Raw genomic sequence first — 23,686 nt, forward strand, 5'->3', positions numbered from 1 at the left:
CTTCGTGTCACTGTGTGTGTCACTTAATTTGGACGGGAATTATAGGAGATTTATCTACCTTTGTCAAGAGGTAAAGCTTAGGTTTTGCTTAAATTTTTAAAGTTCTTATCTTTTAGAGTTTTTACTATGTTTTTCTTGGGTTTTTGTGGTTTTTTTATATTTTACAGACTTCTAATTTTTTTATTCACTAAATTTGTTTTCATATATATATTCAGCTATTTCTTTTAATGTACTTTCATCATAAGCTAAATCAGGCATTAAGCCATACTTTTCTATTTTATCTTGCATTAAAGATGTTTCTTTTTTAGGACTTAGTACCCAGTGTGTCATATAATCTACAAACTCTTTTTTATCTGCAAATGCATTTTTATACTCTTTTTGAATTTCTTGTACTGTTGGAGCTGATTTATTTAAATTATCTGTTTTATGACAAGTTATACAGTTTCCATTGAATAAAAGTTCTGGATATGCTGCATTTAAATTAATATAAATAATTGTAAGTAATAATATATATTTCATATTAGAAGTATAGCCTTATAGTCTTTTTTATTTATTGATTCAAATTAAGAATAAATATTATTAAGCAAGTGGATCTTCACCTCTTTCCCAAGAGCCTAAATATTTTTCTATTAAATGAAAATCTTCACCCTTATGCTCTGTTAATGTTGCATATTGATTTTTTCGATTAACATTAAAAAGATTTTCTACTAAATCCATATATAATAGTACTAGCTCTCTTCGTTTTTCAAGTGTTCTACCTTCTCTTATATCTAAGTTCATTAAGCAAATATCATCTTTAATATCTGCTCTCCCAATTGATAAAGAATATTTATCATATTCTCTAATACTAATTGCAATATGATCAGTACCTGTATCCATAACTTTTGAAAAAATTGACATAACTTTAGTTATAAACTCTTCTTTTATATTATTTTCTATTTTTTTATTTATTTCAAATTGTAAGTGAGGCATATAAACTCCTTTTATTTTTTAATATCCTAACACAAAAAAGTTTATTTATGTATTACAAATTGGAAGATAAAAAGTTGCATCAAGTTCATTGTTTTCTAAAAAATGATTCTTATGCATTATTACATAAGAAGGATCTGTTGTTGTTTCAAATCCACTATTAGGCAACCAATTATGATATACCCATTTTATAAACCAACCTACTTCAGCTTCTTTGCTATAAATATCAAATGCAGCATATAAGCCGCCTTTTAAAATATTTGAGGGTAAGCTTGTATTTAAAAGTTTATCTTCATTATCTAAACTTATGGCTGCAATATAAAAACACTTATTATGTTGAGTAATTGCTGGATTATCATGATAAATACCAATTTGTTGATACTGTTTTAAATCATAAGTCAAAGCCCAAGCTTGTAGTTGTTGCCATTTCTTTTTGCCCTCTTCTCTTATATAACCTTTTTGACGAATATAATATATCTTTTTATCTTCTGTTTTCACTATACGAACTTTTGTTTCATCAAAAGTTGGCATTGAGTTTAATAGTAAGGAGTTCTTTAATATTCTATTTGAATAAACTTCATGTCCTCCATTTCTCCACTCTTTTGGAGTTTGTTCGAAACGATTTTTAAAGGCTTTTATAAATGAAGAATGAGAACTATATCCACATATATTTGCAATTTGAGTAATTGTTGAATATTTATTTGTTAATAATAAATTTGAAGCTTTTTGTAAACGTATGGATTTAATTGATTCATAGATATTAATTTTCATTTGTTTTTTAAAAATCTTATGAAGATGAATTTTACTTATATTAAAACTTAATGCTAAGTCATCAATATTGATTGTTGTATCTATATTTTGGTAAATATAAGACATAGTTTTATTTGTTATATCAATATGTATATCACGAGTATTTTTCTTTTGCATCAGTAATACTATCATAAAAAACAATATTATGTTTAATTTTAGACAATTATATGAATATAAAAAGAGTATTATATTTATAATTTTGATAAAGAATTATATTTTTCATGCAGTTATAATACTCGCAAATTAATTTAAAAAGAGCTTTTATGACTGATATTTATACTATTTCAATGATTATTACAATTGCAGTATTTACATTAACTACACATATTACACCAGGTCCTACTAATATAATACTACTCTCATCAGTACTTAATTTTGGATATAAAAGAAGTCTTCCATTTATGATAGGAAATATAATCTCGTATCCAATAATGATGATTTTTACTGGATTTGGCTTTGGTTTACTCTTAACTCAACATCCTACTATGATGTCTATTTTAAAAGTTTTTGGTATGGCCTATTTATGTTTTATGGCATGGAAAATATTTAAAGATACTCATACCTATGATACAAAAAAGGCTGTAGAAAAAGAACCTTTTACCTTTTGGCAATCTTTAATATACCCATGGCTTAATCCAAAAGCTTGGATTGTTTACTCCTCAACTATTTCAGTTTTTATTACTTCTAGTGAGAATAGCTTTATACAAATGAGTATCATTGTTTTTTTTATATTTATTTCAATGGTTATTACTGTTTATGCATGGGCTTTTGGAGGAGTTATTTTAAAAAAATTTATGAAAAATGAAAAGTTTATTAAAAGGATTAATCAAACTATGGCTATTTTACTTGTGGCTTCTATTATTCCAATCTTAATTAATTAAAGCCATTCGTGAGTATAAACCAGCTGTTGTTGTATACCCAACTTCAGAAAACTTAAGTTCCTTGTCTTTATTAAAAATTAACGTAGTGGGGAATACTTCTATATTAAACTTTCTTGAATAAAAACCATCATCATCGTTTACTACATTGAAAGTAAGATTATTATCATTTAAATATTTTTGTATTTCATCTTTACTACCTGATTGAATTGCAATTGTAATAACTTCATAATCTTTTGATATTTTTTCTATATTTGCTGCTTCAAATTTACAAGTAGGACACCAAGTAGCCCAAAAATGTACTAATATTGGTTTATTTGCTTGCACTTTGTATTCTGTATTGTTAAGAAGTTTAAATTTTTCTATGTTTAAGTTTTCTTTATTTAAATCAAGTGATCTGTAATAACTCATTGCATTCATTGCAATTGTAAGCATTACAACAAAAATTATAGTTTCTTTAAAATATTTTTTAATTTTTTCTTTCATCTCATCCCTTAAATAATATTAAGAAAAGAGTATACATAATTATTGTGTATTAAATATTTAGAAGGCTAAATCTTCATTCACTTTTCTTTATTATATGTTCTTCAACAACCCAGTTTGCAAAAGGCATTGAAGAAGTAAAAGCAGGACTAACTGCATTTAAAACATGTACGGAATTTTCATCAGATTCGACTACAAAATCTTGTACTAATTCTAATGTATTTTTATTTAGTAGTTGTGCTCTAATCCCAGGTGTACTCCATGAATCAAAACCTTTATGATCCATCTTTGTAGTAAGTTTTGTTGCAAGTCCTTTTAAATATGAAAGACTATATTTTTTTATTTCACTATAGGCTAAAGACCTAAATCCAAAAGCATTTGTAATAAATAGTTTAGATTCATAATATATAATTTGCATAAACTCTTTTAAATTAAAATTATCAAAACCTTTATAATTTTCTCTCCAAAAAGCAGGAATTGCTGTTGGTCCTATTTTACTTTCACCATCAACTGTTAATGTATAATGCACTCCTAAAAAAGGATTATCTAAATTTGGTACTGGATATATATTTGTTTTTAAATGTGATTTATTTGTTTTATCTTTTAAATAAATTCCTTTAAATGGTATTATCACGTAATCTTTAGAAAATCCAAAATCTCTTGCAATATTATCAGCATATAAACCTGCACAATTTATTACTTTTTTTGCTTGAAAATCACCTAATGATGTTGATACAACATTACATGAAGAAGAAATATATTTACAATCTAATAAAAGTTCAACACCTAATTCTTCATTTACTTTTGCAAACTCTTTTGTAACTTCTTTAGGATTAACTGTTGCAGTACTTGGACATAAAAGAGCTTTTTTATGAGTTTTTATATTTGGATATAAAGTACTTAACTGCTCTTCATTTAACCATTGAAGTTCAACACCATTTAAATCCCCTCTTCTTTTTAATTCTTCAAGACCAGCTACTTCTTTGTCATCAAGAGCAACAACAACTTTTTTACACTCATTTATTTGTAAGCCTCTTTGTTTTACAAACTCTTTTAAAGCAAGATTACCCTCTTTTGTAAATTTAGCTTTTAATGAATTTACATCATAATAAAAGCCTGCATGTAATACTCCAGAATTTCTTCCACTACTATGCATTGCTACTTCTGGTTCTTTTTCTATTATTAATATTTTAGAGTTAGGAAATCTTTGTTTTAAATTTCTAGCTATATTTAAGCCAATAATTCCAGCTCCAATAATTAAATAATCATACATTTTTTAAAAACCTAACTCTTCATCAACTATAATTAAAACTATTCTATCTTTTTCATCAGCTTTAATATAAGTAAATTTATTTGCTATATTATCAAGATTATGTCTTGGATCTTTTCCCATTTCTATTGATTTACTATTCATTCTATCAATATTTTTAACAGCTGCTACGTCCATTAATCTTTTAAAACCATCTTCTACACTATCAACTATCTTATTTTTTCCTACAACTACTAAAACTTTTTTAGGTCCAAAAATAAGTGCAGCTACTCTATTTCCACTTCCATCTGCATTTACAAGTTTTCCATCTTTTGTAAGTGCATTTGTTCCACAAATATAAAGATCTGTTAAAATTCCTTTTCTTCTTCTATTGGTATTTTCTTCCATTGAAATACCTTTTTCATATTGGTTATATAAAGTAATATCATTTTTGTTTATAACATAATCAAGTAGTCCAATTTGCGAAACACTAGTAGAACCACCAAGTCCAATACTCATACCACTTTTTATATAAGTTTTACTAAGCTCAAATGCCTCTTCTTTTGTTTTTACAAAATGCGGGTCATATCCACAATCTTTTAATGTTTCTAAAAATTCATTCATATTTATATCCTTTTATTTAATTTTATAATATTAGCAAAAAACTACAAAGTAGTGGCAAATTCTCTTTTCTCTTTTGATAATCTTTTATGTAAAAACATTGATGTAGCAAAAATAACAAAACCTATAATATGTGTATTTTGTACAATTTCAAAATGACTTTCAATGTTAAAAGCACTATCTGGTGTTAGAAGTAAAACAGCTGCAAGTGCAAACATAACTCTTTCTAAAATCATCATTCTTTGATCCCAAAAACCTTCCATTACAATTGAAAAAGACATAATTCCCATTAATGCAAAACCAAATACTTCAACTCTTTCAAACCAAGTTCCAGTAATTAACGGAGTAAATGCAAATAATAGAGGAATAATATACATTCCTTTACCTACTTTCCAAGAAACTAAACCAGTTTGCATTGGAGGAGTTTTGGCAATTGCAGCTGCTGCAAAGGCAGCTAGACAAACGGGTGGTGTAAGGTTTGAATCTTGTGATAACCAAAATATAATCAAGTGTGCGGATAATAAATACATCGCAACTTCTGGTATTTCAATTCCTGCGTTTACAAGTGCTGCCATTTCTGGACTTAACATTAAACCAACAAGTGCAGGTGCAGAAAGAACTGATAATACAACATACGATGCAGTTACTGGTAATCCCATTCCTAATACAAGTGAAGCAATTGCAATTAAAACAATTGCAATAAGTAATGAATTACCTGACCATTCCATAATTAACTGTGAGAAAGTAATTCCAATTCCTGAAATGTTAATAATACCAACAATAACACCTACTGCAATAAGTAAAACACCAGTTACAACCATATTTTGTGCACCCAATGCTAAAGCACCAAGTATCTCTTTTATACCCATTCTTTTATTTTTTGTTAAATATGAAGCAAAAATTATTGTAACTATTGCAATACCTGCTGAATATGTTGGTGTAAATCCGTAAATTAATAAACCAACTAAAGTAGATAATGGAATAATAAAATGAAAACCTTCTCTTAATATAGGAAGAATTTTAACATCAGAATTTTCACCCTTAATTTTATGCTCTTTTGCATGAATGTTAATATAAAAAGCAATTGATGCAAAATATAAAATTGCAGGTAAGATAGATACTGTAATAATAGTCACAAATGGTATATGTGTCATTTGGGCCATAATAAATGCACCTGCTCCCATAATTGGAGGCATTATTTGTCCACCTGTACTTGCTGCTGCTTCAACTGCTGCAGCAAAAGTACCTTTGAAACCTGCTTTTTTCATCATTGGAATTGTAATAGAACCAGTTGAAACAGTATTTGCAACTGCTGAACCTGAAATTGTTCCCATTAAAGCAGATGAAAACACTGCAACATGACCAGTACCGCCAGTATATTTACCCGCAACTGCACTTGAAACATCTACAATAAAATCCCCTGCTCCAGATTTTAATAAAAAAGCTGCAAATAAAATAAACATAAATACATAAGTTGAAGATATTGTTGCAATTGGACCAAATAATCCTTCACTTGTATAGAACATTCTATATAAAAATCTCTCAAGACTCATTCCTGCAAATGCAAAAATTCCATCTATATGCTGACCTAAAAATAGTAAATAAGCAATACAAGAAACAATAAGACCTGGAATAATCCAACCTGTAGATTTTCTTACTAGCTCTACGGCTAAAGCAATTGTCATTGAAGCAACAATTAAATCACTTGTTCTCATTTGAGAATTTGCAACAGAGTAAAGAGTCTCTTCAAAAAACATCATATATATAAATGTTGATAATGAAAGTACAGCAAATAATAGATTGAAGTAACTTATCTCATTTTCATTTTTATTAGCTTCATATGTTAAAAAGCCTAAAGAGGCAAGTAAAGCAAAGTGTGCAGAGTTAAACCATAAATCACTAATTCCACCCCATATATTTACACCAAAGTGAAAAAGGGATATACAAATTGCGTATATAAATGTTATTTCTTTAAAATATTTGATTTTAATCATTTTTTATTCCTATATGAGTATAGACAAATATATAGACTACATAAACAATTTTAAATTACTTACATAATCTATATAACAAAAGAAGAAACTTCTTTTGTTAAGTCTTAATTATTTTATTATTTTGCTATTAAACTTGAAGGGATTGTGATACCTTTTTCTTTATAAAACTTTGCCGCACCTGGGTGTAAAGGCATTGGTAAACCTGCAATTGCTTTATCTAAAGACATTGCTTTTGTAGCTTTATGAACTGTATTTAAAAAAGGTAAATTTTCATAAATTGTTTTAGTTAAAAGATATACTGTCTCTTCTGGAGTATCTTTTGTAACAACAAGTAAGTTTGGTTGTGCAATCGTATTAATATCTTTTGTTTGTCCTGGATAAGTTCCTGCTTTAATATTAAAAGGAGTCCATACAGGATAGTTGTTATTAATAGCTTTTAAGTTTTTTTCATCAAAATCTAAAACTTTAATTTTATCATTTCCAATAGAAGCAAATGCATTTGTAACTGCAGATGTTGGAGGACCTGATGGTGTATTCATACCTTGAACTTTACCATCTTGTAAGGCAGTTGAACTTGGAGTATATCCTAAGTATTGAACATTCATTTTATTAAAATCAATATCTAATGAGCTCATAATAGTTTCAGCTGAAACTCTTGAACCTGAAGACCTTCCACCAATTGCAAATCTTTCACCATAAAGATTTTTTAAATCCATAATATTTCCAGTTTTAGCATAATCATTTTTGATTGTAAACTGCTCAACATTTTGCCATAACATAGAAATTGATCTTAAGTTCTCTTTTGGAGCACCTTCATATTTAGCTTTCCCTTGCCATGCCATTGAACCAAAAAGACCTTGTAAAATAGCAAAGTTAACTTCACCTTTTTGTAGCATATCTACATTTTCACCTGAACCTGCTGATGTAATAGCTGAGAATGTTGTTTTATGTTTCTTTGCTAATTTTAATGATGCAATTGTTGCAATTCCAACACCTACTGGATAATAAGTTCCACCTGTACTTGCTGTTGCAATTACATATTTAGTCTCTTTTTTAGCTGCACTTGCACCTGTAATCATTGTAGCTGTGATTGCTGATGTAACAAAAATCTTTTTTAAAATTGAAATTTTAGACATTGTATTTCTCCTTAGTTTTTATATAGAAGAAGTATAACACATTTTGAAACAATATTGTTTCAAAATTGTTTCAAATTTATAAATTTATAAATAATTCCCTTATTTTAGTGACTTGTAGTAATCTTTTCCTGTCTTTATTTGTTTCAAAAGCTATTAATTGTTTCATTTTAGTTTTTTATCACTTCAATGATATAATAAAAGAAATATATTTAAAAGAGGTATTTGTGGCAAGAAAAAATATTGTAATTGGTGGCTTTACAAAAGAACAAAGAGTAAAAGAGTTAGAAAAAACAAAAACTAACTATAAAAAAAAAGGTTATAAATTTTTAAAATTTGAGGAAAATGGAACTTTAAAATCTGTAGCAGTTTTTGAAGTAGATGAAGCAATACTTAAAAAAGAAAAATCTTTACAACTTATTGTAATAGGAATTGGATTTTTAGTAGTAGCTGCTATTTTATATTTTTAAAACTATTCTATAATATATCCTAGACCTTTTTTTGAAACAATAAAATCATCATCATGTACTTTATCTTTCACTCTTTTTATAACTGTACGCATTGTAGCATCAGAAGTTTTTACATCACTCCAAATAAACTCTTTTAAAAATTCTTTTGTTTTTATCTCTTTTATATTACTTGTTAGAGCTTGAAGTAAAAGTATCTCTTTTTTAGAAAGGCTAATTAAATTTTCACCTTTATATAAAAGATTTGTTTTTGTATTAAATGAGTATGTTTTATTTAAATTTATTACTTCAAGTTCAACTTCAACTTTTGATTTATCTTCTAAGACTTTAGTTTTTACTTTTTTTAGAATTTCCATAATATTTTTAACTTCTAAAGGTTTTACAAAATAAGAGATTACATTTAGACCAATTGATTTGAAAAGATACTCTTCATCTTTAAAAGCAGATACTATTATAAACTTTTGATTATCATTTAAATCTGTTATATCTTCAATCATAGAAAGTCCATCTTTATTTGGCATTTTTATATCTGTTAAAACTAAATCAAAAGCTTTATTTTCCTCTAAAGAGTTTTTGTATTTATCAAATCCAATTTGCCCATCTTCAGCAATTTCAACTTCATCAAAAATTGTATCAAGATAAAAACTTAATATTTCTCTTGCGTCTTCTTCATCTTCTACTAATAATACTCTTGTAATTAAATCATTCATCGTAATGTTAAGAAGTTTAAATATTTAAAGTGATGATAAACTTTACACCATCTTTAATATTTTCAACTTCTATTTTTCCTTTCATATTTGTTTCTATAATGGATTTTGTCATATAAAGTCCAATTCCTGTACCTTGATGCTCAAATTTTGTAGTAAAATATGGCTCAAAAATTCTATCCATAATATCATTTTTAATATTACCACCATTATTTAAAATCTCAATCCTTACTTTTTTATTTTCTTGTATTAAAGAGATATTTATACAAGCATTAAAGTTACTATTCTCATCTTTTGTTAATATTGATTTTTTTGAAAGCAAAGCATCTTTAGCATTATTTAAAATATTTAAAATTGCTTGCTTTAACTCATTTTCATAATTAGTAATAACAACATCATTTGAAATAAACTCTATTTTTATATTTTCTGATTCATATTGATTCTTAACCATATTTAAAAGCGTAGAAATACACTCTTTTAAACAAAATTCATTTGGAGTTTTCGAGGGTTTATAAAAGTTTTTAAAATCATCTATAGTTTCACTCATATATTCAATATGTGTATTAGCTCTATTCATAAACTTATCTAATTTTTCACTGCTAACTGCTTCATTTTTGTAATTATCTCTTAAAAATTGTAAAATTAAAGACACATTATTTAAAGGTTGTCTCCATTGATGAGCTATGTTTCCTAGCATTTCACCCATTGAAGCTAATTTACTTTGTTGAATTAAAATTCTATCTTTATCTCTATTTTTTTTAACTTCCTCTTCAACTTTTAATTTTAGCTCTTCTTGACTTACTTTTATTTTAGTAATATCATTAATATACCCATAAAAATGACTTACATCTCCAGAGTGATTTTTAATCAATATAACTCTTGATGATATCCATCTTATTTCATTTGCTGCATTTATTACTCTACAAACTATTGTAAAGTTTGGTAAATCATTTTTAAGTGCTGCATTTATTGCAACTTGCACTTTATTAATATCATCTTTATAAATTAAGTTCATTAAACTCATTTGATTTGATTCAAATTCTTGCTTCGTATACCCAAAAGTCTTAATACTTTTTGATATATATTGTATAGATAAATTTTTATTATTTACAAGTTTAAAGATAACAATCTTTCCATCTTCAACTAAAAGTTCTACATCTAAAAGCTCTTTTTTCATTCTCTTATTTTTATCTATATCCATTGACATCATAAGCATTCTATCAAGTTCATTTTTATCATTTACAAAAGATTTACCACGAGCAAGAACCCATTTAAAACCTTCATTTTTTGTTTTAAGTCTATATTCACAAATAAAAGTATCATCATTTTTAGCAAAGATTTTGTCAAATAAGTTTTTAACTTTTGCTTTATCTTCATTATGAATAAGTTCAAACCAATCTGAAAATGTTTTAACTTCTTCTTTCTTATAACCAAACATATCAAGCCATTTATCTGAAAAATATATTTTTTCTGTTTTAAAGTCAATATCCCATAAACCATCATTTGACGCTATAATTGCTAACTCAAATCTTTTTTTCCAATGCTCTAAAGATACAGTTTTTGTTTGTAATTCATTATCATATTCATTAAATATGCTTTTTATAAAATTTGAAAAGATATATGTAAAAAGAATTAAAACAGCTGTTATAACTAAAATATAAATAAATATTTGAAATAAGAAATTTCTATATTCACGTTTTATATTAAAAACTAAATCTTTGATTTGATTATCTATAATACTTTTATCAAAAAAAGAGCTAATTAAAAAATTATATTTTTCATATATATAAGTTAAATTTTTAAACTTTTCTTTATATTCATAATCAATAAAATAGTGTTCTAATATTTCAAATGACATATTTTCTTTTTTTTCAAGTAAGAGTTCATTTGAATTTTTAAATATTTTGTTATTATTAAAATTATAAGTACTTTGAGAAATTATGTCATAAAACCAAATATTATAAGTATTTGTATTTATTGTATCTATAATGGATTTTTTTGTGATTTCTTTTATAGAACTTATTGTAGAAAAAGATCCTACATAATACTCTTGCTTATCAATAACTATTTTATCAAAGAAACTAAGTCTTACTGTTTTTTGTAAATCATCTTTCCAGTATTGTAAATTATCTTTACCTTGAGAATATATATACTGTAGGATAATATCTTTATTCTTAGGAATTATTTTAGTATTAAATACTAATTTTTGTAAATAATTTATAGATTTTTTACCATATAATATATTTAATTCATTTTTTGTAAACATTACTACTTTAGTATTATTGTTTTTTTCAATTTGTTTTATATAGTTCTTAAGTTCGTCAATTTTATTTAAGTTATTAGCCTGAAAATATCCTATTACTTTATAAGTGATTTTTTTTAGTAATATCTCTTCTTCTAAAAAAGCATTTTTTAGATTTTCTTTAACTTGATTTTTGAATCGTTGAAGTTCTTCTTTTTTATTAAACTCGTAGTTTAACAAAGCTTTTTGTTTTAATAAATCAATTTCTCTATTTTCTTTTGATTCTAAAATAAAAAATGAGATTACAAGTAAAACTAATGCAAGAAGCATTATAAAGAAAACGGGTATTTGTGAGAAAAGTTTTTGAATGTCATTTAAGCTATATTTTTTATTACTTTTAAAAAACATTCATTTACCTTTTTTAGTTTCAAAATTGTTTCAAGATGAATTATATTGAAACAATTTAAAAAACTAAGTTAAGGCTTTAATCTATTTATATTTAAATACTATTTACCATTGAATTCTTTTTCATCAGTTTTTTCAACAACTTGTACTGCAATCTTATTAACTTCCGTAGCAACTTTATTTGCCTCTTCAGCAGATTGAGCATTTTGTTGTGTTACTTGGTCAAGATTATTAACGGTATCATTAATTTGTTCCATAGCAGTAAACTGTTCTTTTGATGAACTAGACACTTCATTAATAAGTGCTAAAGTATTATGAATATTACTATTTAATTTTTCATATCCTTCAATCATATCACTAGAAATTGATTTACCGTCATTTGCTTTTGATGTTGCATTTTCTACTAAATCTTTTATCTCTTTTGCAGCTTCAGCAGATCTACTTGCAAGATTTCTAACCTCTTGAGCAACAACAGCAAAACCTTTTCCAGCTTCACCAGCAGTTGCAGCTTCAACTGCTGCGTTTAATGAAAGAATATTTGTTTGGAATGCAATTTGATCAATTATAGTAATTGAATCTGCAATTGCTTGTGTTTGACCATTAATCTCATCCATTGAAGATGCCGTTTTTGAAGCTAACTCTTGTCCAATTGAAACTGAACTAGATACTTCATTTGCAAAAGAAGTCATTTTTGCAATATTTTCAGAACTATTTTGCATATTTGCAGTTATCTCTTCAATTGCAGCAGCTATCTCTTCTAAAGATGCGGCTTGAGTATTTGCAGAACTTGTTAAATTATCAACGTTTCTAGATAAGCTATTTGAGTTAGAAGATAGAACTAGTCCTATTTGTTTATTCTCAATAAGCATAGTTGTAATTGCATTTCCTAATGTATTTATATCAGAACATAAGGCTTTTAAATCTCCATCCATTGATTTTATATCTATTGCTGGTCTATAGTCATATTTAGCATAATCAGATAATACTCTCATTGCATTTTTGATATTAGTTTCAACAGCTTCTAACATCTCATTAATTACATCTTTTAATTCATTTAATGATGGATTACTTGTATTACCTTCAATTCTAACATCTAAATAACCTTTTTTAGCTTCACTAGCACAAGAAATTGCACTATCAACTAAAACTCTATCACTTTCAACACCTTCTTTTATTCTAGTAATACCTAAGTTTACAGCTTTTGCCATTTCTCCTAGTTCATCTTTTGATTCAACATCAATTAATTTTGCTTCTGAAGTCTCTTTATTCATATACTTAAAGAATTCTAATAAACCTACTTGGAATTTTGCTAAAGGTTTTTTTATAGAGTTTGTAACTGCAATTATAATAATAAAAGATACAATAAAAGCAATTGCTATTAATAAATATAAAGTATATAAAGTACTATCAATTTGAGCTAATGCTTCTTTATAACTCTCTTTATTTTCTTTATCAGCAACATCATTTATCTTTTTTAAATCTTTATTTAAAAGTAAAAAAACTTCATCTGTAACAGATAACATTGGAGTTGCCATCCCAACATCAACAGATAACATATCAATTGCATCTCTAACAGTTAATCTATACTCTTTTTTGTTTTTTTCTATTTCTTTTATTATTTTAATTGTTTTTTTATCAAGTTTCTTCGATGATTTTAATATTTTCAAATCTTCATCCATTGATTTTCCAATACTTGCCAATATTAGCAATTGTTCATCAATTTGTGATTGTTCATAACCATCAGTTGCATAACTAAAAATTTTATACAATACGGAATTATATAAATCTATATCAATAAGTAGTTTTGTACTATCTTTATATAATTCAAACTTTACTTCAACTATTTCATTTAGTGTTTCTTTATCTGATTTTAAAGCATTATTTGAAAAAATCGCTAAAATCACTAAGAAGATAACTGAAATTGCAGGCGCAATTATTAGTTTACTACCAATTTTTATATTATTTAACATTTGTGTTCCTATTTAAAATATTAGTAAAATAAATTTACTCAAAGATAAACTTATTTTATTAATTTTTAAAAAATTCCTGATATTAAAATCAGGAATTTATAATTATTGTTATTCTTTATAGTATCCAGCACCAATTAATTGATTTTCGCCAATACCAATTACAAATGATGATTTAGGTGTTTGTTTTTTAGTTATAGGATGTGCCCATACATAATCACTCCAACCTTTTCCATCAGCCTTAACTACATCAATAAAGTTTTTAAATAATTGATTTCCAGCTTTATCTTTGTATCTAAGTAAGTTTTTACCTTTAAGAGGTTTCTTAGGATGAGCTGTAATTACACCATCAAAGTCATTTGCCCAGATGTATAATTCACCTTTGTCAAATTTTCCACCTTTTTTACCAATTTCTTCAACACATTTAGCAACACCCACTTCATCACAGAAAGCTTTACCTTCCATAACATGTGCTTTAACTTCATCTGCTGTTAATGCAAATGCGTATGTTGCTCCACCAAGTAATAATACTGCACCAAGTTTCATTAATTTGTTCATGTTCAATCCTTAAAGTTTAATATATAATCAGTTTTACATAATAAAATTAATTTTGTCTTAATAAAATTAGTTATTTTTACCTAAACTTAAGTTTTTGTAACAAATTGTAAAATTATCTTTAGATTGCTATTTTATTGCTATTGAAGAGGAAAAAGTTTTATTTATTGATATCTAAAAAAATTATTTTTAAATATCAGAGAATATAAGATTCAAAGATTTTAGATAATAACTTTTAAAATAACTTAAGTTAATTCCTGTTCATATAAACTTTTTGAACTAAGATAAGAACCTTCAAGATTATCTTCTTTAAAAAAATCCCCACAAATTCCAAGAGATAAACTTTCATCATAAATATAATTTTTATCTATTGATTTTGTTACATTAGCATATTTCCAAAAGTGTGGCATTAGATGAAATTCATCTTCAAGTTTTAAGTTCAAAATATCATTAACTATTTTTTGCATATACTCTTTTACCTCATCTTTATTTCTTAAGTTTTGCTCTTCACAAATAGTAGGATTTAAATGAAGAACGTAACTAGAAAAGTTTCCATAATCATATTTTGAAGAATTGTCAACTATCTTTTTAAAACTACTATTATTTACTAATTTTGGATTCATAATATTTTGCAAAGTATAAGAGTATATTAAAAGTGTAGCAATAGATTCATATCTAACTTCTTTTAACTCTTTTTCTATATTTATAGGAAGTTCAATATCTAAATCTAAAATTTGAGGAGTTGGAATTGTAATAATTAATTTATCAAAAGGTGAATATGACATACCATTTTCATCATATAAATGCCATTTATTATCAATTTTTTTACAGCTTACAATTTTCGTATTTTTATAAAAGTCATCTTTATCTAACATTGATGAGCATAATTTATTCATACCCTTTAAAGGATAATAAGTATTATCTTTTTTTACTAAAATATTTTCTTTTACTTTTTTTTCACAAAAATCTATGAAGTCTTGATTATTTGCATTAAAAAAAGGTGTTCCATGATCTATTAACTTATCATTTATATATCTTGTACTGCATCTTCCACCTGAACCTCTAGCTTTTTCAAATATCTTTACACTATTTCCATCTTTTTTTAAAAGATTATATATATTTGTTCCACTTAATCCTGCTCCAATTATGGCAATATTCATTTTTTATCCTAGAGTTTATTTTCTATATATAGACAATTTTATAAAATATTGCAGTTTTTTTGTAGTAGTTTTTTGTTAGTTTATAAGAGCTAGTAAGTATATTCAATAAAGAGATTAAGTTCTTTTACTTAAAAAACTTAATTCACTTTATTCTAATTATTTTGCCATTTGTTTTAAATATTTTTTATATTCAAGTTTATCTAATTTTTTTACCTTAGTTTCTACTTCTTCTTTCATACTGTTTTTATATGCTAGAATTTTCTTTCTTAAACTTGAATCTTTAACTCCAAGTATTTGAGTAGCTAATATTCCTGCATTTTTTGCACCATTAATTGCAACAGTTGCAACAGGAACTCCACCTGGCATTTGAACAATTGATAATAATGAATCCATTCCCTCTAAATTAGAGCCTCTAACTGGAACACCAATAACTGGTAAAGCAGTTAATGCTGCAACCATTCCTGGCAAATGCGCTGCACCTCCTGCACCTGCGATGATAACTCTTAAGCCTCTTTTTTCAGCATTTTTAGAATATTCAACTAATCTATCTGGTGTTCTGTGAGCTGATACAACACTTACTTCATACTCAACTCCGAACTCTTCACACATTTGTGCTGCTGCACTCATAACTGGTAAGTCTGAATCACTTCCCATAATAATTCCAACTAATGCTTTACTCATATTTCTTACTCCCTTTAATTTTTAAAATATCTTTTGCTTTCATTGCTTTTTCTAATGCTACATCAATATCATCATCTAATACCGTTATATGTCCCATTTTTCTAAAGGGTTTTGTAAAACTTTTTCCATAGAAATGAAAAGATAATTCAGGAATCTCTAAAGCATCATGAATTCCTTCAATAAATGGCTCACCTTCATATCCCTCTTCACCAAGTAAATTAACCATAACAGAAGGTGAAATTAATTTTGTAGAACCTAAAGGAAGATTTGTAACTGCCCTTATAATTTGTTCAAACTGAGATGTTGCACATGATTCAACAGTATAATGTCCTGAATTATGTGGTCTTGGAGCTATTTCATTTACTAGTAGTTCTCCACTTTTTGTTAAAAACAGTTCAACTCCAAAAATACCAACTCCATCTAAAGCTTCAATTGACTTAATACATATTTCAATAGATTTCTCTTCGATATCTTTTGAAATTCTTGCAGGTGCCATCACACTATCACAGATATTTACTCTTTCATCAAAAAGCATTTCTACTACAGGATAACATCTAATTTCACCTTCAATACTTCTTGCAACTATAACTGCTAATTCTTTATTTATATCAACAAGTTCTTCAATAAAAGACTCAGCTTTAATAGCAATATTAATATCTGATTCAGATTTAAGCATCTGAACACCTTGTCCATCGTACCCACCCATTTTAGCTTTTTGAATTACAGGAAAACCAAAGGCTTTTAAATCTTCCTTGCTATTAACATTTTTATATTTTGGAACGGGAATACCTTTTTCATCTAAAAGTTTCTTTTGTTCATATTTATTTTGAATTAATTCCATTACATAAGGAGATGGATAAATCTTATGTCCATGGTCATATAATTCTTTTAGAATTGAAGTATCAACATGCTCTAATTCAAATGTTGTTACATGTGTCTCTTGTACTAATTGTTCAAGTTTATCTTTGTCATAGAATCCACCAATTATATGTTTATCTGAAACTTGAGCTGCAGGGCAGTTAAATGTTGGGTCTAAAACTGTAACATGAAAGCCCATTTTTTTAGCTTTTTGAGACATAATCTTGCCCAATTGTCCGCCACCTATTATTCCTAATTTTAAATTAGAATAGTTAAAATCTTTATTCATTAATTATTATCCATTAAAAATTTATTACATAAGTAACATAACGTCACTTACAATACATTTACCACCATATTTTTTAATAAAGCTTCTAATATCTTCTTGCATAATTAGATATTTTTCTTCTTCACAAACAGTAAATATATAATTGTTAGTAAAAACATCAGTTACATCATCTGCTGTTTTTAAACCATGACCACCACAACCAGCTATATCTTTAATGATTGTATATCCAGTAATCCCGTGCCCTTTTAAAAGTTTTAATAATCTATTTATATAAACTGATTCAATTATTATTTCAACTTTTTTCATTTTTGTCATATTCTACCCCCACAATGTATTTATAAAAAAGTAATATAATGGTATTCCCAATGAAATATTAAAAGGGAAAGTAATAGCTAAACTTAATGGTAAATATATTCCAGGATTTGCTTGAGGAACTGAAAGTCTCATTGCTGCTGGAACTGCTATATATGAAGCACTACCACTTAAAAGTGCTAAAAGAAATGCATCACCTTTTGAAAGCTGGAAAAAGTAAGCTAATGTAAGTGCAACTGAAGCATTTATAATAGGCATTACTAAAGCAAATGCAATTAAAAAGAAACCAACTTTTCTAAGTTCATATATTTTTCTAGCTGCTACTAGTCCCATATCTAAAAGGAAGAAAGCTAGGAAACCTTTAAATAAAGTTCCAAAAAGTGGCTCCATTGAAGTCCAACCTTTTTCACCTGTTAAAATACCAATAACTAAAGCACCGATTAATAAATATACTGAAGGATTTAAAAATGCTTCTCTTAAAATCTCTTTCCAATCAGTTTTATTCTCTTTGTCACTATTTTTGTCTTTTGCAAATACAGCAGCAAAAACTAAACCAATTACAATAGCAGGAGATTCCATAAGCGTCATGGCTGCAACCATATAACCACCATATTCTACACCCATTGTTTGTAAATATGTAATTCCTGTAATAAAAGTAACTGCAGAAATAGAACCATAAGTTGCTGCAACTGCAATTGCATTATAAGTATCAAGTTTTCTTTTTAAAATAAAGTAACTATAAATTGGCACAAGCGTTGCCATGAAAATGGCTAATAATAAAGCTTTTAAGACATTTATGTCTAAACCACTTTTAGATAGTTCATATCCTCCATGTAGTCCTATTGCAATTAATAAATATAATGAAAATAGTTTTGGTAGGGGTTGTGGTATTGATAAATCTGATTTTAGAAAAACAGCAAGCATTCCTAAAAAAAAGAATAAAATTGGGGGATTTAGAATATTTTGTAAAATTATATCAATATTCATTCTTATTAAGTCCTTTAAATAATGTAATTAATCTATATTGTTTTATAAATTAAAAGATTTTATCTAATTAATAGTTATAATAAATTTAATAAGATATAAGACCTATAACATAGTACTTTACAAGACTATTTAGCTTTTATTTTATGAAGTTTTTTTTACTTTATTATAAAGTAAAAATATGTCAAGTATATGTCAAGAAAACTACCCTTTTTAACTTTGCAAATATATTCTAAAATTATATTATATAAAATAAAAAAGGAAAAACAATGGACTTCTTAAGAAATTTAATAATAATAAATTTTGTATTTTTTATAGGATTAGGTGTTTTAAGTACTAGTATATCTGGTTAAAATTAAAAATATATACTAAAGATATTATGTGAATCTTTGTATTTGTGTTTTAGCTCAAATCCATGAAGGCTTAATATTTTATTTACAATATTTAAGCCTAAACCATGTCCTTGAACTTGGTTAGGCTCTCTTGTAAAAGGTTGGATATAATATATTAAATCATTAGAAAGTTTATTTGAAATATTTTCAATATAAATTTCATTTTTACTACTATTTATCCTAATTGGAAACTCTATTGCGTATTTCATTGCATTATCAATTAAATTTTTAAGTGAAATTGTTAAGTAATAAAAATCTCCATTAATATCAAAATCATTTTCAATATCTACTATTACCTTTGACTCATCTACAATAGAAAGTTTTGATAAGGATTCAAGTATTAGACTACTTGCTTTAAACTTAGTTATTTTTAAAACTGCAAAATTTAGTTTTTCTCTTTGTAATAGCTTACTTGTAAGCTTTTCTATATCATAAAAAATTGTATTTATATCTTTTAATATTTTATTATCTTTATTTTCTAATTTTTCAATTATAAACTTCCCTTTGGCAATTGGGGTTTTTAATTCATGACTTATATTTCTTAATAATTCTTCTCTTGAATATATAATATCAGCTTGTTTTTCTAAATAAGAGTTTAAATTTTCTGTTATCACACTAAGTTCATTATTTTCACCAATATCAACTTTTATAGTTTTTTCGCTGTTTTTAAAAAGTTGTAAAACACCTTGATTAAGTTTATCAAGCTTATTTTTTATTTCATTTATTATTTTTGATGAAATAATAAAACTAAATAAAAATAAGATAATAAATAAAATCACTAATTCAAGTTTTATAGTATCTAGAAAATTTTCTCTTTTATTTTGTGTTTGATTTAGTTTATCTTGTAAGTATTTTATCTCTTTTTCAAGTAATTTTTGAGTATCTATATTTAGCTCTTCAAACTTTTTATTAAACTTATTAAAGTCATTATTTTGATTAATTACTAAAGGATAAAGCTCATTTTTTATTAGATTCAACATTGTATCAAAATTAGCAAAAATCAAAACTAGATTCTTTTTTTCTTCTATTGACTCAGAGTTATTTATAACTATAGTTTTAAGATTACTTAAACTTATAGAAAGATCACTTGCTTTATTTATTCTTTTATCAACTATTTGTATTTTATCAAAATCAGTAATTATATCAAGGACTACCCAAGAGTAAGAATTACTATACTCTTTTAGTTTTTCTACCTTTATTAGTTGGTCATATCTATGATTTTGCTGGTAGTTAATACTATTTAGATTATAAATTGTATAAAAAAACACTCCAATAATAAAAGTAACAATTAATAAGATTAAAGAGAAAGATATAAATAGTCGTTTTCTAATTGTCATAAAAAAACTTATACCCAATACCCCAAATAGACTTAATATATTTAGGCTCTTTTGAATTATCATCAATTTTATATCTAATATTACTTATATGCATATCTACAGTTCTATTTTTTGTATCTTCATTAAGTGAAGTTTTTTTTACTATATCTTCTCTTGAAATAATGTTATTTAAATTATTAATAAAAAGTAAAAATATCTCTTTTTCAATTTTAGTAAACTCTATTTCAAGACCACTTAAAAAAACTCTTGAACTATTTATATCAATACTTAAATCATGTATTTTAAGAGAATCTGCTTTGTTATATCTTTTTAATGTAGCTTCAATTCTTAAAACAAGTTCTCTTGGTTCATAAGGTTTTGAAAGATAATCATCAGTTCCTAGTTCATAACCATAGATTTTATTACCTATATCATCTCTTGCAGTTGAAATAATTATTGGTATATTTTTTATCTTTTTTAATTTCTTAAATAGATCAAAACCATCCATATTGGGAAGTCCTAAATCAAGTATTACTATTGTAAAATCATCTGGATTTTTTTGGAATAACTCTAAGGCATCCATTGGATTTGAAAAAGCACTACAAGAGTAATTATACTCTTGTAAATACTCATTTATCAAGTTTTGTAAAACTAAGTCATCTTCAATAAGTAATACTTTTTTCATTCTTTTGCCTTTTTTATTATGATACCTTCTTTGCTATGTATTTTAACCAAAAAAAGCCAAATAATCCAGCAAATAAGGAAGCACATAATATTCCAACTTTTGCTTGAAAAATAAGTTCAGGTGAGTTTATAAAAGCCAAGTCTGCAACAAAAATAGACATAGTAAATCCAATACCACCTAAAAAGGAAACACCAAATATTTGGCTCATTGTACTTCCACTTGGAAGTTGTGCTATTTTTAACTTAATTGCAAGCCAAGATATACCAAATATTCCAATTACTTTTCCTAATACAAGACCTGCGATAATTCCTATAGAAACAGGCTGTAGAACAGTAGAACCAATAGAACTAAAATCAATTGCAATACCTGCATTTGCTAAAGCAAAAAGTGGAATAATAATAAGTGCAACAGGTAAATGTAGACTATGTTCTAACCTTGCAGCAGGTGTTCCAATTTCATCTATTTTATCTTTTATATTTAAAAGTATCGCTTTTTGATTTTCATCTATCATATGATTTTCTTGAATAGGATATTTTTCATACTCTTCAATCAAGTTTTTTGTATCTTTTGAAAAAGAAGCTGGAGCTCTTTTAGGTTTTGATGGAATTGTAAGTGCAGCTAAAACACCTGCAATTGTTGCGTGAACTCCAGACTCAAGCATGAAAAACCACATAAATAAACCAACTACAAAATAAGGCAGAATAGCATGAATTCCAAATCTATTTAATACTATCATTATAAAAAACATAGCTCCAGCTAATCCAAGTGGTAGCATATTTATAGTTTCTGTATAAAAAAGTGCAATTACTAAAACAGCTCCTAAATCATCAACAATTGCAAGTGCTACTAAAAATGTCACAAGTGCAGTTGGAACTCTTTTTCCTAAAAGAACAAGTGCACTAATAGCAAAAGCAATATCAGTAGCCATTGGAATTCCCCATCCATTTGCACCTTGGGCACCTGTATTAAAATATAAATAAATTACTGCAGGAAATACCATTCCTCCAATAGCTGCAAGAATAGGTAACATTGCAACTTTTAAGTTTGATAATTCACCAGCTGTTATTTCTCTTTTAATTTCAAGACCAATAAGAAAGAAAAAGATTGCCATAAGACCATCATTTATCCAATGGTGTAAAGAGTGAGATAGAGCCCAAGAACCAACATTGAAATCTATATTAACATGAAAAAAATGTAAATAGCTTTCAGATAATGTAGAATTTGCTAAAATAAGTGCTAAAATTGTCATAAATACTAGTATAAGTCCAGTTGTAGTTTGTGCATGTATAAAGTGTTCAAAAGGGGTAGCAATTCTACGAAATGCTTTTTCCCATGGTGCATATATTTTCATAATACTCCTAATAATTCGTTTTAGTTAAACTTCTAAGTTGAATGGGCGTATTATTTCAGTAAAGATATTAAGTGTCCCCAATTCAAATCATAAATGCATAAATTCTAGAAGTAAGGTGTTAAGAAGGGTTAACTAAATATTAGATATCCTTTTTCACCACAAAATAGGAAAATATTTATGAAAAAATTCACACAGTTAACCCTAAAAGAACGATATCAAATATCTGCTTATATTAAAGTTGGATACACCCAAAATGACATAGCAAAATTATTAGATAAATCTCAATCAACAATAAGTAGAGAGATCAGTAGAAATAGTAAACATAATAAATATCAAGCTGAAGTTGCTGAACAGTTAACTTTTACTAGACACAATAAGAAAAACAAGTTTGTAAAACTCACCAAAAAAGCTAAAATTTATATTCAAGAGAAATTAAAATTAGATTGGTCTCCAGAACAGATATCAGGTGTTATGAAAAAACAAAAGCTTTCATATGCAGTATCTTATGAAACTATATATCGATACATTTACCATAACAAAAGTTGTGGAGGAAGATTATATTTTAGGCTAAGACATAAAAATAAAAAGTATCACAAAAGAAGCAGCGATTATAATACTAGAGGTATTATCAAGAATAGAATTTCTATAGATAAAAGACCAAAAATTGTTGAAAGAAAAGCAAGAGTTGGAGACTGGGAAATTGATACAGTAATTGGAAAAAATCATAAAGGTGCATTAGTTACTATTGTTGATAGAAAATCAAAGTTTGCACTTATAAAAAAAGTACAAAGTAAACATGCCAACATCGTTTCTAAAGCTACTATTGATATGTTACTCCCTATAAAAACCTTAACTCATACAATAACATCAGATAATGGAAAGGAGTTTGCTTATCATGAAGAAATTTCCAAAGCTTTAGATACAGACTTTTACTTTGCGAATCCATATCATTCATGGGAAAGAGGATTAAATGAGCATACAAATGGTTTAATACGTCAGTATTTACCAAAGAAAACAGACTTTACAAAAGTTGAAGATGGAAAGATTAGATTTATACAAGATAGATTAAACAATCGGCCTAGAAAAGTTCTTGGATTTAAAACTCCTGCAGAAGTTTTTTATGCTACAATTTTTAAGAAATTATCAGCTTAATTTAGTTGGAGTTTATGCATTTATCT

Annotated in this window: 23 protein-coding genes; 3 read left to right on the forward strand and 20 right to left on the reverse strand. The window is 26.4% G+C overall.

From position 1 onward, the window contains the following. Positions 1–180: 180 nt before the first annotated feature. From GBG18_RS08890 to GBG18_RS08900, 3 genes are read right to left on the reverse strand one after another with little or no spacing between them, the layout of a single operon-like run. Positions 181–519 (reverse strand): cytochrome C, encoded by a 339-nt coding sequence (locus GBG18_RS08890; protein ID WP_226896483.1) that lies wholly within the window; start codon positions 517–519, stop codon positions 181–183. Positions 520–579: 60 nt separating this feature from the next. After that, complete coding sequence (locus GBG18_RS08895; protein WP_152190328.1) at positions 580–972, reverse strand: tautomerase; 393 nt, start codon at positions 970–972, stop codon at positions 580–582. Between the two features lie 45 nt (positions 973–1,017). Then, on the reverse strand, positions 1,018–1,911 hold the full coding sequence (locus GBG18_RS08900) for an AraC family transcriptional regulator (RefSeq protein WP_226898696.1): 894 nt from the start codon (positions 1,909–1,911) through the stop codon (positions 1,018–1,020). Positions 1,912–2,042: 131 nt separating this feature from the next. Between GBG18_RS08900 and GBG18_RS08905 the strand changes: the two genes are divergently transcribed. Next, a complete protein-coding gene (locus tag GBG18_RS08905) occupies positions 2,043–2,660 on the forward strand; it encodes a LysE family translocator (RefSeq protein ID WP_152190332.1) in 618 nt (205 codons plus the stop codon). On the opposite strand, the gene GBG18_RS08910 is transcribed toward GBG18_RS08905, so the two are convergent. From GBG18_RS08910 to GBG18_RS08930, 5 genes are all read right to left on the reverse strand, one after another. Continuing rightward, a complete protein-coding gene (locus GBG18_RS08910) occupies positions 2,649–3,143 on the reverse strand; it encodes a redoxin domain-containing protein (RefSeq protein ID WP_152190333.1) in 495 nt (164 codons plus the stop codon). The genes GBG18_RS08905 and GBG18_RS08910 overlap by 12 nt on opposite strands. A gap of 73 nt (positions 3,144–3,216) precedes the next feature. Further along, entirely contained in the window at positions 3,217–4,413 is a 1,197-nt protein-coding gene (gene lhgD / locus GBG18_RS08915; protein WP_152190334.1) for an L-2-hydroxyglutarate dehydrogenase, read from the reverse strand. A gap of 3 nt (positions 4,414–4,416) precedes the next feature. Then, positions 4,417–5,013 carry a lactate utilization protein gene (locus tag GBG18_RS08920; protein WP_152190336.1) on the reverse strand — a complete coding sequence of 199 codons (597 nt, stop codon included), beginning with the start codon at positions 5,011–5,013 and terminating at the stop codon, positions 4,417–4,419. 41 nt (positions 5,014–5,054) lie between these two features. Next, positions 5,055–7,004 carry a TRAP transporter permease gene (locus tag GBG18_RS08925; protein ID WP_152190338.1) on the reverse strand — a complete coding sequence of 650 codons (1,950 nt, stop codon included), beginning with the start codon at positions 7,002–7,004 and terminating at the stop codon, positions 5,055–5,057. Between the two features lie 116 nt (positions 7,005–7,120). After that, positions 7,121–8,140: a TAXI family TRAP transporter solute-binding subunit gene (locus tag GBG18_RS08930; protein WP_152190340.1), complete on the reverse strand. Its 1,020-nt coding sequence runs from the start codon at positions 8,138–8,140 to the stop codon at positions 7,121–7,123. A 224-nt stretch (positions 8,141–8,364) separates the two neighbouring features. On the opposite strand from GBG18_RS08930, the gene GBG18_RS08935 reads away from it, so the two are divergent. Then, complete coding sequence (locus GBG18_RS08935) at positions 8,365–8,607, forward strand: hypothetical protein (RefSeq protein ID WP_152190341.1); 243 nt, start codon at positions 8,365–8,367, stop codon at positions 8,605–8,607. A gap of 2 nt (positions 8,608–8,609) precedes the next feature. Here the strand turns inward: GBG18_RS08935 and GBG18_RS08940 are convergent, their stop codons facing one another. From GBG18_RS08940 to nhaA, 12 genes are all read right to left on the reverse strand, one after another. Next, positions 8,610–9,314: a response regulator transcription factor gene (locus GBG18_RS08940; protein ID WP_152190343.1), complete on the reverse strand. Its 705-nt coding sequence runs from the start codon at positions 9,312–9,314 to the stop codon at positions 8,610–8,612. Between the two features lie 16 nt (positions 9,315–9,330). Then, positions 9,331–11,961, reverse strand: coding sequence for a PAS domain-containing sensor histidine kinase (locus tag GBG18_RS08945; protein ID WP_152190345.1), 2,631 nt, complete (start codon positions 11,959–11,961; stop codon positions 9,331–9,333). Positions 11,962–12,059: 98 nt separating this feature from the next. Continuing rightward, the gene (locus tag GBG18_RS08950) at positions 12,060–13,928 is read right to left on the reverse strand and encodes a methyl-accepting chemotaxis protein (RefSeq protein WP_152190347.1); all 1,869 of its coding nucleotides are present in this window, start codon (positions 13,926–13,928) and stop codon (positions 12,060–12,062) included. 108 nt (positions 13,929–14,036) lie between these two features. Beyond that, entirely contained in the window at positions 14,037–14,483 is a 447-nt protein-coding gene (locus tag GBG18_RS08955; protein WP_152190348.1) for a cache domain-containing protein, read from the reverse strand. 242 nt (positions 14,484–14,725) lie between these two features. Continuing rightward, positions 14,726–15,640 carry an NAD(P)-binding protein gene (locus tag GBG18_RS08960; RefSeq protein WP_152190350.1) on the reverse strand — a complete coding sequence of 305 codons (915 nt, stop codon included), beginning with the start codon at positions 15,638–15,640 and terminating at the stop codon, positions 14,726–14,728. Between the two features lie 156 nt (positions 15,641–15,796). Then, positions 15,797–16,321 carry a 5-(carboxyamino)imidazole ribonucleotide mutase gene (gene purE / locus GBG18_RS08965; RefSeq protein WP_152190352.1) on the reverse strand — a complete coding sequence of 175 codons (525 nt, stop codon included), beginning with the start codon at positions 16,319–16,321 and terminating at the stop codon, positions 15,797–15,799. Next, positions 16,314–17,468: a 5-(carboxyamino)imidazole ribonucleotide synthase gene (locus tag GBG18_RS08970; RefSeq protein ID WP_152190353.1), complete on the reverse strand. Its 1,155-nt coding sequence runs from the start codon at positions 17,466–17,468 to the stop codon at positions 16,314–16,316. The genes purE and GBG18_RS08970 overlap by 8 nt, the downstream gene beginning before the upstream one ends. Before the next feature lie 24 nt (positions 17,469–17,492). Continuing rightward, the gene (locus GBG18_RS08975; RefSeq protein WP_152190355.1) at positions 17,493–17,783 is read right to left on the reverse strand and encodes a P-II family nitrogen regulator; all 291 of its coding nucleotides are present in this window, start codon (positions 17,781–17,783) and stop codon (positions 17,493–17,495) included. Between the two features lie 3 nt (positions 17,784–17,786). Next, a complete protein-coding gene (locus GBG18_RS08980; protein ID WP_152190357.1) occupies positions 17,787–18,767 on the reverse strand; it encodes a sodium-dependent bicarbonate transport family permease in 981 nt (326 codons plus the stop codon). 352 nt (positions 18,768–19,119) lie between these two features. Beyond that, positions 19,120–20,493: an ATP-binding protein gene (locus GBG18_RS08985; RefSeq protein WP_152190359.1), complete on the reverse strand. Its 1,374-nt coding sequence runs from the start codon at positions 20,491–20,493 to the stop codon at positions 19,120–19,122. After that, on the reverse strand, positions 20,483–21,157 hold the full coding sequence (locus GBG18_RS08990; protein WP_152190361.1) for a response regulator transcription factor: 675 nt from the start codon (positions 21,155–21,157) through the stop codon (positions 20,483–20,485). Before GBG18_RS08990 ends, GBG18_RS08985 begins: the two co-directional genes overlap by 11 nt. A gap of 16 nt (positions 21,158–21,173) precedes the next feature. Continuing rightward, entirely contained in the window at positions 21,174–22,508 is a 1,335-nt protein-coding gene (gene nhaA, locus GBG18_RS08995) for a Na+/H+ antiporter NhaA (RefSeq protein WP_152190362.1), read from the reverse strand. Between the two features lie 177 nt (positions 22,509–22,685). Between nhaA and GBG18_RS09000 the strand changes: the two genes are divergently transcribed. Continuing rightward, positions 22,686–23,660 carry an IS30 family transposase gene (locus GBG18_RS09000; protein WP_152190364.1) on the forward strand — a complete coding sequence of 325 codons (975 nt, stop codon included), beginning with the start codon at positions 22,686–22,688 and terminating at the stop codon, positions 23,658–23,660. Positions 23,661–23,686: the final 26 nt, after the last annotated feature.

The organism is Poseidonibacter ostreae (assembly GCF_009208075.1).
GTDB lineage: Bacteria > Campylobacterota > Campylobacteria > Campylobacterales > Arcobacteraceae > Poseidonibacter > Poseidonibacter ostreae.

What these genes read in the sequence shown, in the direction of transcription:
- GBG18_RS08890 (WP_226896483.1), bottom strand. Translation starts at nt 519, where the DNA reads ATGAAATATATATTATTACTTACAATTATTTATATTAATTTAAATGCA.
- GBG18_RS08895 (WP_152190328.1), bottom strand. Translation starts at nt 972, where the DNA reads ATGCCTCACTTACAATTTGAAATAAATAAAAAAATAGAAAATAATATA.
- GBG18_RS08900 (WP_226898696.1), bottom strand. Translation starts at nt 1,911, where the DNA reads ATGATAGTATTACTGATGCAAAAGAAAAATACTCGTGATATACATATT.
- GBG18_RS08905 (WP_152190332.1), top strand. Translation starts at nt 2,043, where the DNA reads ATGACTGATATTTATACTATTTCAATGATTATTACAATTGCAGTATTT.
- GBG18_RS08910 (WP_152190333.1), bottom strand. Translation starts at nt 3,143, where the DNA reads ATGAAAGAAAAAATTAAAAAATATTTTAAAGAAACTATAATTTTTGTT.
- lhgD (WP_152190334.1), bottom strand. Translation starts at nt 4,413, where the DNA reads ATGTATGATTATTTAATTATTGGAGCTGGAATTATTGGCTTAAATATA.
- GBG18_RS08920 (WP_152190336.1), bottom strand. Translation starts at nt 5,013, where the DNA reads ATGAATGAATTTTTAGAAACATTAAAAGATTGTGGATATGACCCGCAT.
- GBG18_RS08925 (WP_152190338.1), bottom strand. Translation starts at nt 7,004, where the DNA reads ATGATTAAAATCAAATATTTTAAAGAAATAACATTTATATACGCAATT.
- GBG18_RS08930 (WP_152190340.1), bottom strand. Translation starts at nt 8,140, where the DNA reads ATGTCTAAAATTTCAATTTTAAAAAAGATTTTTGTTACATCAGCAATC.
- GBG18_RS08940 (WP_152190343.1), bottom strand. Translation starts at nt 9,314, where the DNA reads ATGAATGATTTAATTACAAGAGTATTATTAGTAGAAGATGAAGAAGAC.
- GBG18_RS08945 (WP_152190345.1), bottom strand. Translation starts at nt 11,961, where the DNA reads ATGTTTTTTAAAAGTAATAAAAAATATAGCTTAAATGACATTCAAAAA.
- GBG18_RS08950 (WP_152190347.1), bottom strand. Translation starts at nt 13,928, where the DNA reads ATGTTAAATAATATAAAAATTGGTAGTAAACTAATAATTGCGCCTGCA.
- GBG18_RS08955 (WP_152190348.1), bottom strand. Translation starts at nt 14,483, where the DNA reads ATGAACAAATTAATGAAACTTGGTGCAGTATTATTACTTGGTGGAGCA.
- GBG18_RS08960 (WP_152190350.1), bottom strand. Translation starts at nt 15,640, where the DNA reads ATGAATATTGCCATAATTGGAGCAGGATTAAGTGGAACAAATATATAT.
- purE (WP_152190352.1), bottom strand. Translation starts at nt 16,321, where the DNA reads ATGAGTAAAGCATTAGTTGGAATTATTATGGGAAGTGATTCAGACTTA.
- GBG18_RS08970 (WP_152190353.1), bottom strand. Translation starts at nt 17,468, where the DNA reads ATGAATAAAGATTTTAACTATTCTAATTTAAAATTAGGAATAATAGGT.
- GBG18_RS08975 (WP_152190355.1), bottom strand. Translation starts at nt 17,783, where the DNA reads ATGACAAAAATGAAAAAAGTTGAAATAATAATTGAATCAGTTTATATA.
- GBG18_RS08980 (WP_152190357.1), bottom strand. Translation starts at nt 18,767, where the DNA reads ATGAATATTGATATAATTTTACAAAATATTCTAAATCCCCCAATTTTA.
- GBG18_RS08985 (WP_152190359.1), bottom strand. Translation starts at nt 20,493, where the DNA reads ATGACAATTAGAAAACGACTATTTATATCTTTCTCTTTAATCTTATTA.
- GBG18_RS08990 (WP_152190361.1), bottom strand. Translation starts at nt 21,157, where the DNA reads ATGAAAAAAGTATTACTTATTGAAGATGACTTAGTTTTACAAAACTTG.
- nhaA (WP_152190362.1), bottom strand. Translation starts at nt 22,508, where the DNA reads ATGAAAATATATGCACCATGGGAAAAAGCATTTCGTAGAATTGCTACC.
- GBG18_RS09000 (WP_152190364.1), top strand. Translation starts at nt 22,686, where the DNA reads ATGAAAAAATTCACACAGTTAACCCTAAAAGAACGATATCAAATATCT.